This is a genomic window from Sphingomonas citricola (assembly GCF_019429535.1).
Classification (GTDB): Bacteria; Pseudomonadota; Alphaproteobacteria; order Sphingomonadales; family Sphingomonadaceae; genus Sphingomonas; species Sphingomonas citricola.
On the sequence record NZ_JAHXZM010000002.1, the window covers coordinates 219,328 to 236,292 of the forward strand.

Annotated in this window: 15 protein-coding genes; 2 read left to right on the forward strand and 13 right to left on the reverse strand. The window is 67.8% G+C overall.

All coding sequences use genetic code 11. From position 1 onward, the window contains the following. The first annotated feature begins 59 nt into the window (after window positions 1–59). Window positions 60–437 (forward strand): hypothetical protein, encoded by a 378-nt coding sequence (locus KZ810_RS04900; protein ID WP_219767896.1) that lies wholly within the window; start codon window positions 60–62, stop codon window positions 435–437. Window positions 438–662: 225 nt separating this feature from the next. Here KZ810_RS04900 and aroC read toward each other — a convergent pair whose 3' ends face one another. The 12 genes from aroC to KZ810_RS04960 all read right to left on the reverse strand — a co-directional run bounded on the left by aroC (window position 663) and on the right by KZ810_RS04960 (window position 15,874). Further along, complete coding sequence (gene aroC, locus KZ810_RS04905) at window positions 663–1,730, reverse strand: chorismate synthase (protein ID WP_219767897.1); 1,068 nt, start codon at window positions 1,728–1,730, stop codon at window positions 663–665. Further along, window positions 1,727–2,248: a GNAT family N-acetyltransferase gene (locus tag KZ810_RS04910; protein WP_219767898.1), complete on the reverse strand. Its 522-nt coding sequence runs from the start codon at window positions 2,246–2,248 to the stop codon at window positions 1,727–1,729. Before KZ810_RS04910 ends, aroC begins: the two co-directional genes overlap by 4 nt. Window positions 2,249–2,258: 10 nt before the next feature. Beyond that, on the reverse strand, window positions 2,259–3,062 hold the full coding sequence (gene fabI / locus KZ810_RS04915; RefSeq protein WP_308461492.1) for an enoyl-ACP reductase FabI: 804 nt from the start codon (window positions 3,060–3,062) through the stop codon (window positions 2,259–2,261). After that, a complete protein-coding gene (locus KZ810_RS04920; protein ID WP_219767899.1) occupies window positions 3,059–4,036 on the reverse strand; it encodes a YihY/virulence factor BrkB family protein in 978 nt (325 codons plus the stop codon). The genes fabI and KZ810_RS04920 overlap by 4 nt, the downstream gene beginning before the upstream one ends. 6 nt (window positions 4,037–4,042) lie before the next feature. Next, window positions 4,043–4,990 carry a DnaJ C-terminal domain-containing protein gene (locus tag KZ810_RS04925; RefSeq protein ID WP_219767900.1) on the reverse strand — a complete coding sequence of 316 codons (948 nt, stop codon included), beginning with the start codon at window positions 4,988–4,990 and terminating at the stop codon, window positions 4,043–4,045. Between the two features lie 66 nt (window positions 4,991–5,056). Beyond that, window positions 5,057–5,944, reverse strand: a complete 888-nt coding sequence (locus KZ810_RS04930; RefSeq protein WP_219768364.1) for a transglutaminase family protein — start codon at window positions 5,942–5,944, stop codon at window positions 5,057–5,059. Between the two features lie 8 nt (window positions 5,945–5,952). After that, window positions 5,953–8,424 carry a circularly permuted type 2 ATP-grasp protein gene (locus KZ810_RS04935; protein ID WP_219767901.1) on the reverse strand — a complete coding sequence of 824 codons (2,472 nt, stop codon included), beginning with the start codon at window positions 8,422–8,424 and terminating at the stop codon, window positions 5,953–5,955. 98 nt (window positions 8,425–8,522) lie between these two features. Beyond that, on the reverse strand, window positions 8,523–9,554 hold the full coding sequence (locus KZ810_RS04940; RefSeq protein WP_219767902.1) for a glycosyltransferase family 2 protein: 1,032 nt from the start codon (window positions 9,552–9,554) through the stop codon (window positions 8,523–8,525). A 129-nt stretch (window positions 9,555–9,683) separates the two neighbouring features. Next, window positions 9,684–11,132: a M48 family metalloprotease gene (locus KZ810_RS04945; protein WP_219767903.1), complete on the reverse strand. Its 1,449-nt coding sequence runs from the start codon at window positions 11,130–11,132 to the stop codon at window positions 9,684–9,686. An 85-nt stretch (window positions 11,133–11,217) separates the two neighbouring features. After that, window positions 11,218–13,062: a DUF885 domain-containing protein gene (locus KZ810_RS04950; protein WP_219767904.1), complete on the reverse strand. Its 1,845-nt coding sequence runs from the start codon at window positions 13,060–13,062 to the stop codon at window positions 11,218–11,220. A 189-nt stretch (window positions 13,063–13,251) separates the two neighbouring features. Next, window positions 13,252–15,366, reverse strand: a complete 2,115-nt coding sequence (locus KZ810_RS04955; RefSeq protein WP_219767905.1) for a RelA/SpoT family protein — start codon at window positions 15,364–15,366, stop codon at window positions 13,252–13,254. Between the two features lie 169 nt (window positions 15,367–15,535). Next, window positions 15,536–15,874: a CC_3452 family protein gene (locus KZ810_RS04960; protein ID WP_219767906.1), complete on the reverse strand. Its 339-nt coding sequence runs from the start codon at window positions 15,872–15,874 to the stop codon at window positions 15,536–15,538. 172 nt (window positions 15,875–16,046) lie between these two features. On the opposite strand from KZ810_RS04960, the gene KZ810_RS04965 reads away from it, so the two are divergent. Further along, window positions 16,047–16,517 carry a winged helix-turn-helix transcriptional regulator gene (locus KZ810_RS04965; protein WP_219767907.1) on the forward strand — a complete coding sequence of 157 codons (471 nt, stop codon included), beginning with the start codon at window positions 16,047–16,049 and terminating at the stop codon, window positions 16,515–16,517. Between the two features lie 8 nt (window positions 16,518–16,525). On the opposite strand, the gene KZ810_RS04970 is transcribed toward KZ810_RS04965, so the two are convergent. Then, window positions 16,526–16,954 carry an acyl-CoA thioesterase gene (locus KZ810_RS04970; RefSeq protein WP_219767908.1) on the reverse strand — a complete coding sequence of 143 codons (429 nt, stop codon included), beginning with the start codon at window positions 16,952–16,954 and terminating at the stop codon, window positions 16,526–16,528. Window positions 16,955–16,965 lie beyond the last annotated feature (11 nt).

Below are 16,965 nucleotides of genomic sequence, written 5' to 3' on the forward strand. Positions count from 1 at the left end.
AAGGCCCAGGCGTGAACCCGGGCCTCTTTGATCGGCGATCAACCAGCGCTTAGCGCGGCGTGCTGCCGGTTGCGTTAGGCGTCGTGCTCATCGGATCGGTCGACGGCGTCATCGTCGAATCGGTAGTCGACGTGGTGCTCGAGCTCGAGTTCGGCGAGGTCGTCGAACGGTTGCGCGAGCTGCGGCGCGACGACCGCGTCGTGGTGGTGGTCGACGGCGTGCTCATCGTCGAGTTGGTCGACATCGTGCTGTCGGTCGTAGTGGGCGACTGCATCGATCCCATCGTGCCCGATTGCGTCCCCATCGTGCCGGTCTGGGTGCCCATCGTGCCCATCGTCGAGCCGGTACCCGTCGTGCCACCGGCGGCCCCGCCGGTCGTCTGTGCCGAAGCGATCGCGGGAAGTGCCAGCGCGATCGCGGCGAGCGGAATAACGTAACGCATCTTAGTCTCTCCTTCGTATCGGGGCAGTGAACGAGACGAGCTGCAAGTTGTTCCGCTGGGTTACAGGCGGGAGACTGTCGGTATCATCATGCAAGAGAGCAGGGCGACTTTGCGACTGCGGTAGATTAGTAGGTTTTCATCCTGATGCCGAGTAGAAGGATCGGCGAGAAACTTGACAGGTGCCGCATGGTCATTGCCGGCCCGTTACGACTTCAAGCCGTCACCCGCATTGTGCGCGGTGGAGCAATGCCTGATCGGCTAGCACCAGCGCGACCATCGCCTCGACCACCGGTACGCCGCGGATACCGACACACGGATCGTGCCGGCCGCGCGTCGCGATCTCGGCCGCGGCACCGTCACGCGTGATCGTCTCGACCGGCGTCAGGATCGAGCTGGTCGGTTTGAACGCGACGCGCAATCGGATCGGCTGCCCGGTCGCGATCCCGCCCGCGATCCCGCCGGCATGGTTGTCGAGAAACTCGGGCCCGTTCGCGCCGGGTCGCATCCGGTCGGCGTTCTGTTCGCCGGTCAGCGTCGCGGCGGCGAAGCCGTCGCCGATCTCGACGCCCTTGACCGCGTTGATCGACATCGCGGCGGCGGCGAGTTCACTGTCGAGCTTGGCGTAGAGCGGCGCGCCCCACCCGGCGGGGACACCGGTCGCCTCGCATGCCACCACCGCGCCCAGCGACGAGCCTGCCTTGCGCGCGGCGTCGACCTTTTCCTCCCAGCGCACCGCCGCGGCGGCGTCAGGGCAGAAGAAGGAATTGGCGTCGATCTGCGCGTCGTCGAACCGGGCGGGATCGATCGCGTCCCCCCCGATCGCCTCAACCCAGGCCCGGACGCGGACCTGCGGCACCACCAGCCGCGCCACCGCGGCTGCGGCGACGCGCGACGCGGTCTCGCGCGCCGACGATCGTCCGCCGCCGCGATAGTCGCGGAAGCCGTATTTGGCGTCGTAGGCGTAGTCGGCGTGGCCGGGGCGATACGCCTGCGCGACGTCCGAATAATCCTTCGATCGCTGGTCGACGTTCTCGATCATCAGGCTGATCGGTGTACCCGTCGTTCGCCCCTCGAAGACGCCCGACAGGATACGCACCTGATCGGGTTCGCGGCGCTGCGTCGTGAAGCGCGACGTGCCGGGGCGACGCCAATCGAGCCACGGCTGGATATCATCCTCGCTCAGCGCAATGCCCGGCGGGCAACCATCGACCACTGCGCCGATCGCGGGCCCGTGGCTTTCACCCCAGGTGGTGAAGCGAAATACGCGTCCGAAGGTGTTGAAGCTCATGACTGTGACAGGTTCGCGAAGGCGGATGCATGATGCGCGTGCTCGCGGACCCCGCATGGCATCAACCCGCCCTGGAGTGGCAGCGCCAATAGGTAATCGCCCGCGTAGGGTGAGGCGAAATTGCGCGCGAAATCGGCGTCGAACCCGAAACGCGCGTAGAAGGCAGGCTCGCCGAGCGCGAAGCACAGCACAACGCCTGCCTGTTCCAGCCGATCGATCCCGGCCTGGATTAGCGCCTCGGCAACCCCTTGGTCGCGGTAATCCGCCGCGACCGCGACGGGGGCAAGCGCCACCGCGGCGATCGCCTTGCCCGCGACCGCCACATCCATACGGCTGAACGCGATCGCACCGGAGAGTGCGCCGTCATCCTCGTCGTGCGCGGCGAGCATTAGCACCATGTCGCCCGCGATGCACAGGTCGCGCACCAGATCGGCTTCCGCCGCGCGCTCGAAGTTCGTTCGCAGCAGCGCATCGATCGCGGCGACGTCGTGGCCGGTGGCGGGCGCGATCGTGATCATGCGCGCCTGCTCAGGCCAGCGCGATGTCGGGCGCGTCCTCGGCCTTCATGCCGATGACGTTGTAGCCGGCATCGACGTGGTGGATCTCGCCAGTCACCCCGGAGGCCAGATCGGACAGCAGGTACAGTCCCGCGCCGCCGACGTCGTCGATCGTCACGTTGCGACGCAGCGGCGAGTTGAGCTCGTTCCATTTCAAGATATAGCGGAAATCGCCGATCCCGCTCGCCGCCAGCGTCTTGATCGGCCCCGCGGAGATCGCGTTGACGCGGATGTTCTCCGGTCCCAGGTCCATCGCGAGATATTTGACGCTGGTCTCCAGCGCAGCCTTCGCGACGCCCATCACATTGTAGTGCGGCACGACCTTCTCCGCGCCGTAATAGCTGAGCGTCAGCAGGCTACCGCCCTCAGGCATCATCGCGCGCGCGCGCTTCGCCACCGCGACGAAGCTGTATGCGGAGACGTTCATCGTCAGCAGGAAATTGTCGAGGCTAGTGTCGACGTATTTGCCGCGCAGTTCGTTCTTGTCGGAGAAGCCGATCGCGTGGACGACGAAGTCGAGCGTCGGCCAGTCGGCGGCGAGCGCGTCGAATGCCGCGTCGAGCCGCGTCATGTCCGACACGTCGCAGTCGATCAGCTTGGTCGAGCCGAGCTGCTCGGCGAGCGGACGCACGCGCTTCTCGAGCGATTCACCCTGGTAGGAGAAGGCGAGTTCCGCCCCCGCCTCGCTCAGCTTCTTCGCGATACCCCATGCGAGCGACCGATCGTTGGCGAGCCCCATGATCAGCCCGCGTTTGCCCGCCATCAATCCATTCACGCCGTCGCCGTCCCTGCTATCTTCCCGTCGATTGCCCCCTCTACAACCGCTTCGGTCGGTTCCGCCAGTGCCGCGTTCAGATGCGCGCCGAATACAAGGCCCAGACCGATCAGGTAGAAGAACAACAGCATGACGACCACCCCCGCGAGACTGCCGTAGGTCAGGTCATATCCGCCGAGCCGGGACAACACCCAGGGCAGGCCCGCGGTCATGCTGACCCACCAGATCGCAGTGAACAGCGCGCCGGGCCATTTGCGATTGTCGCTGTGACGGTATTTTCCGGGCGTAACCGAATAGAATAGCAGATAGAGCGCGCCGAACATGATGGCGGCAGGGACGAACCGTGCCAGTCCCAGCCATCCAGCGACGTTTTGAGCAAACGGTAGCAGGCGGTAGATGAACTGTTCGGCTGCGGTAAGTAACCCCTGCACGAAGAACGAGACGAGAGCGACGAATACCGAAGCGACGATTGCTAAACTCAATCCCAGGCGCGCACGCCACAGCGATTGTGTTGCGCGGGTGCCGTAGGCGCGGCGGAAGATGTCCCTGATCGTCTCGACGAAGCTGCCGACGGTCCACAGCCCGACGAGCGCGCCGAGCCACAGAAGCGACCCCGTCCGTGCCTGGAGCACGTCGGCGATCGGCTTTCGCAGCAAATCAGCCGATTCAGGGGGCAGCACCGATAGGAAGCTGATTACCGCACGCTGCGTCTCCGTGCTCTGTCCGACGAGTGACAAGACCGCCGCCGCGACGATGAAGAACGGGAACAGCGTCATCAGCGCGAGATAGGCGAGGTTGCCCGCGTGGATGAACCCGTCGTTGTACACACCCAGCCCGGCACGTTTCACCACCTCGAAGAAGGCGCTGCCGGGTTTCACTCGCGCATATTCCTTCGACACCACGGCGCGCGCGCGGCCGTGGTGCCTGGCGCGGTCCTCGGGGGTGAGCGCGGGCAGTGCGTCAGTATCGATCACCCTTCCTCAGACTCCCATCGCGTCGCGCGGGTTCCGCTCATCGCCTGCCCAATCCGCGACGAACGCCTTCAACGCGGCATCGTCGGCAGGAACGTCGACCATCAGCGTGACCAACTGGTCGCCGCGGCCGCCGCCCTTCTTGTGGAAGCCCTTGCCCTTCAGGCGCAGCACCTTGCCGCTGGTCGCGCCGGGCGCAATCGTCAGCATGACGGGTTTCTCGACCGTCGGCGCCTTGACCGCGGCGCCCAGTACTGCCTCCTTCAGCGTGATCGGCAGGTCGACGCGCACGTCGTCGCCGTCGCGGGTAAAGAACCGGTGCGGCACGACCTCGATGGTCACGATCGCGTCGCCCGCGCCACCCGGACCCGGCTCGCCCTTGCCCGATAGCCGCATCTGCGTGCCGTCCTCGACGCCCGCGGGCAATTTCAGGTCGATCGTCTTGCCGTCGCCCAGCGTAATCCGCTGAGCTGCGAGCGCGGCCGCGTCGACGAAGGGGACGCGCAGGCGATATTGGACGTTCGCACCCTTCGCGCGGGGCTGCTGCCGGCGACCGAAGCCGCTGGCGAAACCGCCGCCCGCCTGCCGCCCGCCGAACAGCCCTTCGAAGATGTCGGACATGTCCGCACCCTCGCCGCCGAAGTCGAACTGCTGCCCCTGAAAGCCGCCGCCCATGCCGCCCGGGCCACCGCCGGGCCGCGGCCCGCCGCCGCCGAAGCCGAACGGCGCGGTCGGGTTGCCGTCGCCGTCGATCTCGCCGCGATCGAAGCGCGCGCGCTTGTCCTTGTCGGTGAGCAGGTCGTACGCGCCCGTCACCTGGCTGAACCGCTCGGACGCCTTGGGATTGTCCTTGTTGCGGTCGGGATGCAGCTCCTTCGCGAGCTTGCGATAGGCTTTCTTGATGTCGGCCTCGGACGCGCCCCGCGCGACGCCCAAGGTCTGGTACGGATCGGCCATTGATTCCCCGTTTGGTGTGTTACCCGACTATGTGGGGCAGGTTGGGGGTGAGTGCAATCGGCGTGCTCACGCGGGTACGTCCTGCGGTGCGACGTCGACGCTGACCTCCATCGACTGCGCGCCCGAGCCGAGTACGACGCCGTCGACCGGCGCGATCTCGGCGTAATCGCGGCCGACCGCGACGACGACGTGATCGCCCGCCATCCAGATGCCGTTGGTCGGATCGAGCCCGACCCAACCGTGATCGAGACCGCACCACAACAGTACCCAGGCGTGGGTCGCATCTGCGCCGACGAGTCGAGGTTGTCCGGGCGGCGGGATGGTGCGGATGTAGCCCGAGGCGTAGGCCGCGGGCAGACCCGCCGCGCGCAGCCCGGTAATCATGATCTGCGCGAAATCCTGACACACACCGCGCCGCTTCGCGAACGCCTCGTGCGGGGGGGTGTCGACCAGCGTCGCGGTGGCGTCGAACGCGAAGTCGCGCTGGATCCGCCGCGCCAGCGCGATCCCCGCCTCCAGCGCCCCGCGCTCGGGCGATAAGTCTGGCGCGCAATAATCGGCGATGTCGCGGTCGAGCGGGATCAGCGGCGAGGGGAAGAGGTAATTGGCCGGGCTCGCCGCCGATAGGTCGTTCGAGGCGCGCGCCCAGGCGGCGATCTGGCCGAGCGTCGGGTCGTCGTCGGCGGGTATCGGCACCAGCCGGTCGACGCTGATCCGCGCCATCGACTCGATCGTCAGCCGTCGCACCGGTTGCTCGACCACGAGCCGCGTCACGTTGGCGAGCCCGGCTTCGGCGACCGCGGGGTAGGTGCGCCCGAACGGGCTGACGCGCAGTTCGTATTCCTCGACCGTCTGCCCCGGCCATTCGATCGGGCGCAGGCGCAGGTTGCAGCGCGCGAACTTGACCGCATTGCCGTAATCGAAGCGCGTGACGTGGACGATGTCGTAGATCATGCCGCTGGTCACGCTAACGTCAGCCCGCTCGCGCGCAGCGGCTCCGCACCTTGCAGGAAATAGCGTCGCGCCACCGCGTCGGAGATGCGTGCCAGCCGCCGCTCGATCTCGTTGAGCGTATCGACCTCCAGCGTCGCCGCGCGCGCGGTCGAGACGAGCGCCTTCAACTCGGTCGCCTCGATCTGCTGCGGCTCGGCCATGCCGTCGTCGCCGAGCACGGGCAGCGCCGCCAGATGCGCGCAGATCGCCTTGACCTGATAGGCGAGCGCGCGCGGATTGCCCGGGTCGAGCAACGTCAGGTCGACCGCGGGCACGCGCGCGATTCCCGTCAGGTAGCGCTGGCGATAGCTGATCTGGCTGTTGGCAAGGTCGAGCAGCGTCGAGACGTCGTCCTGGCTGGCGCCGACCATGCCGAACGCGCGGCCTGCGCGCACGATCGCGCCCGCGCGCTCGATCCGGCGGCCAAGGTCGTGGAATCGCCACGACGCGGTGCGCCCCATATGTTCGGCGGACAGTCCCGCGATCGCGGCGTAGCGGCGCTGGAGCGAACCCGCGCGGTCGAGCATGCCGCGATTGGTCGGGAACGGCGCGTCGAGCAGCCGTACCATGTCGGCGGACAGGCGATCGCGGCATCCGCCCGCGATGCGGTTGGTCTGCGCGTTGATCGCGAACACCGACTGCCAGTCGGGCGCCTCCATCGCGGTCCGCGCGAACTGCGTCAGGTCGGGCCGGCGCAGCGACGGCGGGGAGGGGGCGGCACCCGTCGCGACGATCTCCGAGACCAGTCGCGCGACGGTGTCGCTGCCGAGCGCGGCGCCCGCGTCGGCGTCGATCGAATTGCCCAGCATGACGCGGATCGCGGTCAGCAACGCCTCGCCGCGTTCGAGATAGCGGCCGAGCCAGAAGAAATTGTCGGCGACGCGGCTGGGCAGCGTGCCCGGATTGCGCCGGATCTGGTTCGTGTCGGCGGCGGGCAGCAGCGACACGGGCGCGACCGGTTCTGGCCCGTGGACGCAGACGTCGGCGGACCACATCCCCTCGCCCATCACCGCGGCGCGGTTGTCGGGATGCTCGCCGATCTGCGCGAACCCGCCCGGCATGACCTGCCAGCGACCATCGCCGTCGCGCGCGGCGAACACGCGCAGCGTGAAGGGGCGCGGAACCAGCGCGTCGCCGACGACGACGGGCATGGTCGACAGCCGCACCACCTCCTGCCCGACATAATCCTGCGGGCGCTGGGCCAGGTCGGCGAGGAAGCGCGCGCGCGCGTCGTCGTCGAGATCGCTGCCCGCGATGCCGCGGTCGCCCGGCAGCCCCAGCGTAGCGCTGCCGAACGCCGAGCACAGCAGCATCGAGCGATATTCCTCCGCGACGTGCGCGCATTCCGCCGGTTGCCCACACCACCAGGTGGCAATCTGTGGCAGGCGAAGCTCGTCACCGGTCAGGCGCGTGCACAATTGCGGCAGGAACGCCCCCATTGCGGGGCTTTCCAGCGCACCTGCGCCGGGCGCGTTGGCGAGGACGACATTGCCGGCGGCGTAGGCGTCGATCAGCCCGGGTACGCCGATCCGCGAATGGCTGTCGAAGGCGAGCGGATCGAGCAGCCGCGGGTCGACGCGGCGCCACAGCGCATCGATCCGCTTCAACCCCGCGATCGTGCGGACGTAGACCTTGTCCTCCAGCGCGGCGAGGTCGTCACCCTCGACCAGCAGCAATCCCAGATAGCGCGCGAGGTGCGCCTGTTCGGGATAGCTGACGTTGTAGCGCCCCGGGGTCAGCAGTCCGATGCGCGGGTCGCTGCGCCGGCACGCGGCGGCGAGCCCGTCGCGGAACGCGGCGAAGAAGGGCGCGTGGCGGCGGACGTTCAACCGCGCCTGCAACCCGCCGAGCGTGCGGCTGACCGCCAGCCGGTTCTCGAGCGCGTAGCCCGCACCTGTCGGCATGCGCAGGTGATCGCGCAGCACGCGCCACTCGCCCGACGGCCCACGACCGAGCTCGACCGCGACGAAATGGAGGTGGTGCCCGCCCGGCGGGTCAAGCCCGACGAGCGGCCGCATGAAATGCGGGCTGCCCGTCACCAGCGCGGCGGGCAAATGCCCGCGCGAGACGAGATTGCCGGGGCCGTAGAGGTCGCCTAGAATCAGCTCGAGCAACTCGGCGCGCTGCGTGACCCCGCGCTCGATATGCGCCCACTCATCGGTGTCGATCAGCAGCGGTACGGGCGACAGCGGCCAAGGCCGCTCGTTCGCTTCGCCGATGACGCGGAAGCCCGTGCCGATGTCGATCGAATGGCGCTGCACGCGTTCGCGCGCGTGGGCGAGATTGTCGCCTGCGACCGCGGCAAGCTCCTCCAGCATCGCGGTCCAGGCGAGGTCGCCCGACCCGCACAGCACGTCGGCGCCGCCGGTGGCCGCGCAATAATCGCCGACCCAGCGGCGTGCGTGGGTGCCGGCGTCGAACAAGGCGGGCTGTGTCGCCAATGCGGTCCCCAGGCAGTGCGTCGCGTGATCTAGGTCAAGCCGGGTGGCAACACAAAGGGAAAGCGCCGCGGCGCCGGCTTCCGCCGACGTCCGGCCGGTCAGGCGGCGCGGTCGCCCGCGACCTGGGCCTGCGGGATGATCGTCGTCTCCGCCTGGAAGCCGAGCGTGGCGCGGCCGTGAACTGGGCCTGCAATGTCGGCGACGAGGTAGAGCGGGCGTCGCTTCGATTCGATGTACAGCCGGCCGAGATATTCGCCGATCATGCCGAGCACGAACATCTGGATCGAACTCAGCACCACGACGACCAGCATCGTCGAGGTCCAGCCCTGCACGCGGTCGCCCGCGAAATAGCCCCAGGCGATGTAGAACAGGAGCAACAGCGACACGCCCGCGAGCACCACCGACAAATGGCTCGCCCAACGAAGCGGCGCGGTCGAGAAGCCGGTCACCGCGTCGAGCGCCAGGCGCACCATCTTGCCGAGCGGGTAGTTCGTCTCGCCAGCGTGACGCTCGGCGCGATCATAGGGGAACGGGACTTGGCGGAAGCCGACCCAGGCGACCATGCCGCGGATGAAGCGCGCCTGTTCGGGGAGCGACAGCAGCGCGTCGAGCGCGCGGCGCGTCATCAGGCGGAAATCGCCGGTGTCGAGCGGGATCGGCGTGTCGGTGACGCGGTCGAGCACGCGGTAGAAGGCGGCCGCGGTCGCCTTCTTGAAGATCGTCTCGCCCTGGCGCTTGCGGCGCACGGCGTAGACGACGTCCGCACCCTCGCGCGCCATCACCTCGCACATGTCGCCGAGCAGTTCGGGCGGGTCCTGCAGGTCGGCGTCGATGATCAGGATGTATTGCCCCGCGCACAGGTCGAGACCCGCGGTTAGCGCGAGCTGGTGGCCGTGGTTGCGCGACAGGTTGATCGCGACGACGTGGCGATCCTCGCTCGCCAGGCGCTGCATCACCGGCCAGCTGCCGTCGCGCGAACCGTCGTTGACCAGCACGATCTCATGGTCGTCGCCGACCACGCCGCGCACCGCCGCCGACACGCGCGCGTGAAGCAGCGGTAGCGTCGCCTCCTCGTTGTAGCACGGGATGACGACGGAAATTGCGGGGCGTTTGACGGGGAGGGAGGGCATGGCTGCGCGGGGTAAAGCACTGCCGCCGTTAAGGCAAAGGGCGAGCGCGGGCGATCCGTCGCGTCGCCCGCCCGGTCAGCCGCCCTCCCGGTGAGCCGCCAGCCCCGTGAGCCGTGCCGTACCGCCTCCTCAGGCGGTGACGACCAGCTTGACCAGCATTCCCGGGGTCAGGCGTGCGTCACCGGCGAGGCCGTTCAGCGTCAGGAAGCGCTCGCGCTGGTAATCGCCATAGGCCATCTGGCGCGCGAAGGTGTCGACGGTGTCGCCCGCCTTGACGGTCGCGATGCGGATGCGCTTGCCCTTAATCGTGGCGGCCTCGCCCGCCGACAGCGCAGCGACGCTCTCGACCAGCGGCGCGAATGCACCGATCCCGGCACCGCCCTGCGTCACCAAGGTGAAGCTGTAGGTCGCCGACGGGAAGCGGTAGGCGACGATCGTCGCGTCAACGGCGCGTCCGCTCGCCGACGCCGGCACCGTCGAATAGGCATAGGTTATGCCGCCCGCGCTGCCGGTGCGGACCTCGCCGGTCACCGACGCGCCGAGGCTGGTGAACCGCTGCGTGACGAAGCCCGACAGGTCGCTCGTCGTGGGGGCGGTGCGGAACTGGGCTTGTCCGGCAGCGCCGGTGACGGTCACCGCGTCGGTGCCGTTCGCGATCTGATAGCCTGCGGGCGCGGTGAAGCGGACGCGCAATCCAGGGTGGCGGAACGTCTGGCCGTCGATCACGCCCTGTTCGGGATCGTCGTCGTAGCGCAGGCCGTCGAGCCGGCGCAGGAAGGCGGTGTCCTGCGCGGGCGCGTCGTCGGGCTTGCCCGTCGCCTGCGCCAGCGCGCGTGCGCGGCGGATGCGGTCCGCGCCGTTCGGGTGGGTCGAGGCCCAGGTCGGCACCGCATTGGCATCGCGCCCTGCAATCTGCGACTGGAGCCCGGTCGAATCGTTCAACTGCGCGAGCATTTCGGCAGCGGCATAGGGATCGTACCCCGCGGCGGTAATGTATTTCACTCCTAGCCCGTCGGCGGCATATTCCTGATCGCGCCCGTATTTGAGCGTGTAGAGCCCCGCTGCCTGCCGCGCGCCTGCGCCGAGCAACTGCCCGATCGCGCCGTTGCCCGCGACCGCACCGACGACGCCCGACAGGAGCCCCCCGATCGACGAGGTACGGTTGCGCGCGGCCGAATGTCGCGCGGCGACGTGGCCGACCTCGTGCCCCATCACCGAGGCGAGTTCGGCCTCGGAATTCATCAACGCCATCAGCTGCCGGGTGACGTAGATATAGCCGCCGGGGATCGCGAAGGCATTCTCCACCGACGAGTTGAGCAGCGCGACGGTGAAATCGTTTTGCGCGTTCGACAGCCCGGATTGCACCGCGACGCGCTTGCCGACCTGCTCGACATAGGCGGCTTGCGGGCCGTCGTACTTGCCGCCGAATTCCGCGAGTAACTGCGGGTTCGCCTGCGCGCCCTGCGACCGTTCGCTCGCCGAGATCGCGCGGACGCCGCCCGATTGCGCCACCGCAGGCGCGGTGGTCGTGGCGATGGTTACCGCGGCGAGCGCGGTGGCGGCGAACAGATAACGCATGATGGTCCTCCCGATGCGGACACAATGCGGGAGGAGCCATCAGGGTTGCAAGCGGGCGCCGCCTCGCGCGTCAGGCACCCATGCGTCAGGCGATCGCGCGTGCGCGCTCCGCGACGATGCGTTCGAGCATCGACAGCGGCATCGCGCCCGATTCGAGCACGTCGTGAAAATGTCTGATGTCGAATTTCGCGCCCGCGATTCGCTTCGCATTGTCGCGCGCGCGCAGCCACGCGGCATGGCCAATCTTGTAGCTGCACGCCTGCCCCGGCGAGACGCAGTAGCGCTCGACCTCGCGCTGCGAGCGTCCACGCGCGAAGCCGACGGTGTTGACGAAATAGTCGGTCGCCTGCGCGTGGGTCCAGCGCTTGGTATGGATGCCGGTGTCGGCGACCAGCCGGGCTGCACGGAACAGGAAGCTTTGCAGATAACCCGCGCGCTCGACCGGCGTCGCGTAACCGCCGATCTCGTCCGCCAATTGCTCGGCGTAGAGCGCCCAGCCTTCGAGATAGGCGTTGAAGAATGCGATCTTGCGCAACGGGTGCGTCGGCGCGCGCTGTGCGGTCGAGATCTGTAGGTGATGCCCCGGCACGCCCTCGTGATAGGTCAGGCTGGGCAGCGTATACTTGGGCCAGTCGCCGACGCCCTTCAGGTTGATCCAGTAGATCGCGGGGCGCGAGCCATCGAGGGGCGCGCGGAAATAATAACCGTTGGGTGCGCCGTCCTGGATCGAGGGGTCGACGCGCTTGATCTCGAGCGGGGCGTTGGGCGGGTTGCTGAACACCTGCGGCAGCTTCGCCTGCATCGCGCGCACACCCTGGTTGAGGCTGTCGAGCAGCGCGGCGCGTCCCGCATCACTGTCGGGGAAAAGCTGCGCCGGCGACTTGTTGAGCTGATCGAGCCGTGCACCGACGCTGCCTTGCGTGAGGCCCTGACCTTTCAGGATCGTGTCGAGCTGCGCCGACAGATCGGCGACCTGTTCCAGCCCCATCCGGTGCACCTCGTCGGGCGACAGCGTCGTGGTGGTCGATTGCGCGAGCGCCGCGGCGTAGAGCGCGTCGCCGCCGGGGATCGCCCAGACGCCCGCTGCCGAGCGCGCGTTGCGGCGCAGTTCCTTCACCAGCGCGATCTGCCGGTCGAGTGCCGGATAGACCTGCGTCTCGACGATCTTCGTCGCGCGCGCCTGCCAGTCGCCGGGCAGGTTCGCCGCCTTGGCGCGGGTGACGAGCGACTGAACCAGCCCGCTCTCGCCCGCGGGCGCCCCGCGCAGCTTCGCCATCTGCCCCAGCGTCAGGTCGAGCGAGAAATCGGGCGCGACGCGGCCCTTCGCTGCCTCCTGCCGCTGCACCGCGCTCTCGTTGTCGAGCTGCCGGCCCATCAGCGCAAGGCGATCGAGATAGGCTTGCGCGTCGTCGGCGGTCTGCACCGGGTGGGTCGAGGCGAGAAAGTCGGGCAGAAAAAAATAGACGCCGTCCTGTTGCGTGATCGCGTACGGCCCCTGCGGCGAGCCGAGCCCGAACCGCTCGGGACCGACGATCTGCGAGTCGATGTTGTAGAGCACCACCTCGCGGTCGATCTTCGCCTGCGGCGACAGCGTGCCCGGATCGACCGCGGCTACCGACGCGCGCATCTGCTTCGCGCGCGCGAGATCCTTTGCGAGCGCGCCGGGCGAATTGTCGCCGAGTTCGTGGCGCAGATGGGCGTTGGCACCCTTGTCGAAGCCGAGCGAGGTCGCGAACTCGGGCGAGTTGGCGACCGTCTCCGCCAGCACGCGGTCGAACGCAGCGGTCAGTCTCGCATCGCCGGGGGCCGGGGTCGCGGGGACGGGAGTGGCGGGGGCGTTCGCTGCGGTCTGCGCCAGCGCGCGCGAGAAGGGCAGCGCGGCGATCGCCGCGGTTGCGGTTCCGGCGGCGAGAAAATGGCGGCGATCCATGCGGGCATCCTGTGCGAGGGGAAAGGTCAGGGAAGCGAGCCTAACCGTCCGCGCGGGTGTTGCAAGGGGGTAAGACACATGCCGGCTGGAGTACGATCGCGACGACTAGTTTTGCGAGCAGCCATCGGGCGGACGCGCGAGGCCGCCGGTCGCGTTACCCGGTTCCGACATTCAGCACGGGGCCTGCGATCACACGCGTTCGGCGGCGTTCACCATGTCGGCGGCGCGAAGCGCTGCGAGCAGGCGCATCAGCTGGTGCGCGTCGTGGACCTCGACGTCGATGGTGTTGGTGTGGAATTGCGTGTCGCGGCTGTCGAGCCGGATGTTGATGATATTGGCCTTGTGCTGGCCGATGATCGTCGCGAGGCTGCCGAGCGTGCCGGGCTCGTTCTTGACCTCGACCGAGATGCGCGCGGTCGCGCCCTCGGTCTTGTTGCCCCATTTGACGTCGATCCAGTCGGTTTCTTCCTCCGATCGATCGGCGAGGTCGGCGAGCGTCGCGCAGTCGATCGCGTGCACCTCGATCGAGGCGTCGGGGCGGCGCAGGCCCACGATGCGGTCGCCCGGCACCGGGTGGCAGCAGGTGCCCAGCTCATAGGCGACGCCGGGTGCGAGCCCCTCGATCGAGATCGCGCTCGACTGCGGCGCGTGCGCGACGTCGGCGCCCGCGGAACCGGGCATCAACGCTTCCATCACCTGCTGGTCGGTCAGCGTCTTGCGCGCGATCGCCTGCATCAAAGCGCCCTCGTCGGGCAACTTCAACCGCGCGAGTGCGTGGGTCATCGCGTCGGCGGCGAGGGTGGCGGGCAGGCGGTGGACGATGTCGTCGTAGAGCTTGCGCCCGAGCGCGATCGACTGCTCGCGCTCGACCTGACGCAGGTGGCGGCGGATCGCGGCGAGCGCCTTGCCCGTGATCGCGAACGACAGCCAGTTCGCTTGCGGCTCCTGCGCCTTTGAACGCAGGACCTGTACCTGATCGCCGTTCTCGATCGGGGTGCGCAAGGGAACGACGCGGCCGTTGATCTTCGCGCCGACCGCCTGATCGCCCAGATCGGTGTGGACCGCGTAGGCGAAGTCGATCGGCGTCGCGCCCTTGGGCAACTGGATCAGCTCGCCCTTGGGGGTGAAGGCGAAGATGCGATCCTGGTACATCGCCATGCGGGTATGCTCGAGCAGTTCCTCGGGCGTTTCGGCATTGTCGAGGATCTCGACCAGATCGGCGATCCAGCTCGGCTTGTTGTCGAGATCGACCGGGGCGGCATGGTCGCCCGCCTGCTTGTACGCCCAGTGCGCGGCGAGCCCGAACTCGGCCTCGGCGTGCATTTCCTCCGTGCGGATCTGTATCTCGATGCGGCGGTTCTCGGCGTGGATCACGCTGGTGTGAAGCGAGCGATAGCCGTTGCGCTTGGGCGTCGAGATGAAATCCTTGAAGCGGCCGGGGACCATCGGCCAGCGCCCGTGGATGATGCCCAGCGCCTTGTAGCAATCCTCGATCGTCGGCACGATGACGCGGAACGCCATGATGTCGGAGAGTTGCTCGAAGCTGATGTGGCGCTCCTGCATCTTGCGCCAGATGCTATACGGGTGCTTCTCGCGCCCCGTCACCTCGCCCTCGATCCCCTTGCGCGCGAGCAGCAGCTTCAGCCCCGAACCGATCTTGGCGATCCGGTCGCCGCCGCCCTCGTTGAGCAGCGCGAGCCGCTTGGTGATTGATTCGTATGCCTCGGGTTCGAGCTGGCGGAAGGCGAGTGTCTGCATCTCCTTCATGAACTCGTACATGCCGATCCGCTCCGCGAGCGGGGCGTAGATGTCCATCGTCTCCTTCGCGATGCGGCGCCGCTTCTCGGGCTTCGCGATGAAGTGCAGCGTGCGCATGTTGTGGAGGCGGTCGGCGAGCTTCACCAGCAGCACGCGAATGTCGCCCGACATCGCGAGCAGGAACTTGCGCAGATTCTCCGCCGCGCGCTCGCTCTCGGTCTGTGCCTCGATCTTGCTGAGCTTGGTGACGCCGTCGACCAGCCGCGCGACGTTGCTGCCGAAGATCCGCTCGATTTCTTGCGGAGTCGCGACGGTATCCTCGACCGTGTCGTGCAGAATCGCGGTGGCGATCGTCTCGTCGTCGAGGTGGAGTTCGGTCAGGATGCCCGCCACCTCGATCGGGTGGCTGAAATAGGGGTCGCCGTTGGCACGTTTCTGCGTGCCGTGCGCATTGACCGAGAAGACATAGGCGCGGTTGAGCATCGCCTCGTCGGCGTCGGGGTCGTAGTCGAGCACCCGGTCGACCAATTCGTACTGTCTGAGCACGTCGCTAGGATGGGGTGATTGGCTGCTGCTTTGCAACACAATTGCTTCGACCGGTCTGATCGAGCGAATAAAAAGAGCCCCGGTCGCGGGAGTTGCGACCGGGGCTCACGAGCTCGCGGCGGAGAGGGGCCGCGACCTGGGGAAGCTTAAAAAGCTTGAGGAATGCTGCTTAGTTGGCGGCGACGTTCTGCGCGGGCAGCTTCGCCTTGCCGTTGCACTTCTCGAGCTGCGCATCGTCATACGCCTTGCCGCCGACGCTGAACGCCGACAGGCCGCCGACGTCGCGCGCGACGAGCTGGCACAACACGGTGTCGCGCTCGGGCGCGCGGGCGGCGACGAAGGCACCGTTCTGCTGCGACCACAGGGTCGAGCGCGTGATCAGACGGGTCTTCTCGACCTTCGCAACCGGGGTGGCGACGTAATAGCCGGTCGGCGTCTCGGCCTGCACGCCGGCGGCGGCGAGGATCGCGGCGGTAGCGACGATGGCGGAAGCAATGCGACGGATCATGGGGAGGCTCCGTGAAGAATAGTTGCGAATCACTACCTAGCTCGCGTCAATCTTAGTTTCAAGTAGAAACTCGCATGTGCGAGTATCAAATAGCAACCTATATATGGCGTGGTGAAAAGCGTTTCGGCGAGCCCGCGCCTTGCGCTAGGTTCGCCCGCGAAGAGGATGCGTAATGGGTCAAGTGCGTGAAAATCTGGCGGAATGCTCGCTGCCCGCGGCACTGGAACTGATGGGTGATCGCTGGGCGTTCCTGATCCTGCGCGCCGCGTTTAACGGCCTGCATCATTTCGAGGAGCTGCAGCAGGAGCTCGGCATCGCGCGCAACATCCTCGCCAACCGACTCGCGCGCTTCGTCGATCACGGCCTGATGGAACGCGCCAGCGTGCCCGAGGACCGGCGCAAGATCGTCTACAATCTGACCGAGAAGGGGTTCGCGCTGCTGCCGACGATGGTCGCGCTCAGACAATGGGGCGAGCGGTGGGAGACGGGCAGCCCGGCATTCCCGATCCTGGTCGACGTCCGCGACGGACGCCCGATCCAGCAGGTCGCGGTGCTGAGCCATGACGGCCGCCCGTTGGGCAAGGGCGACCTCCACTGGGCGCTACCCGGCGACGTCGAGGATCAGGCGGCGCGCGCCGGCTGATCGCGGGATCACCCGGAGGGCAGACGCTCCAGATGCGCGCGGATCGCATCCGATAGCGGCACGGGGCGGCCCGTCGACAGATCGACGTGAACGCTCACCATCGTGATCGCGCAGCACAAGGTGCCGGTCGCGGGGTTCGCCAGCTCGAACCGCTTGGTGATGCTGGTGGTGCCGAGCTTCTCGATCCGCACGAACGCCTCGACCTCGTCGCCGAGGCGGAACGGCGCCAGGTAATCGATCTCGGTGCGGCGGACGTTGAACTCGGCGTTGCGCCATTCGTCGCCCAGCGCCTGCGCGATCCCGGTCCAGTCCCAGAATTCGGTCACCGCGACGTCGGCATATTCGAGATAGCGAGAATTGAAGACGATCTTCTGCCCGTCGATCTCGGCGTAGCGGACCTTGAAGCGGGTGGAAAAAGCGAAGCCGGGTCGGGTCATGCGATGAAGGC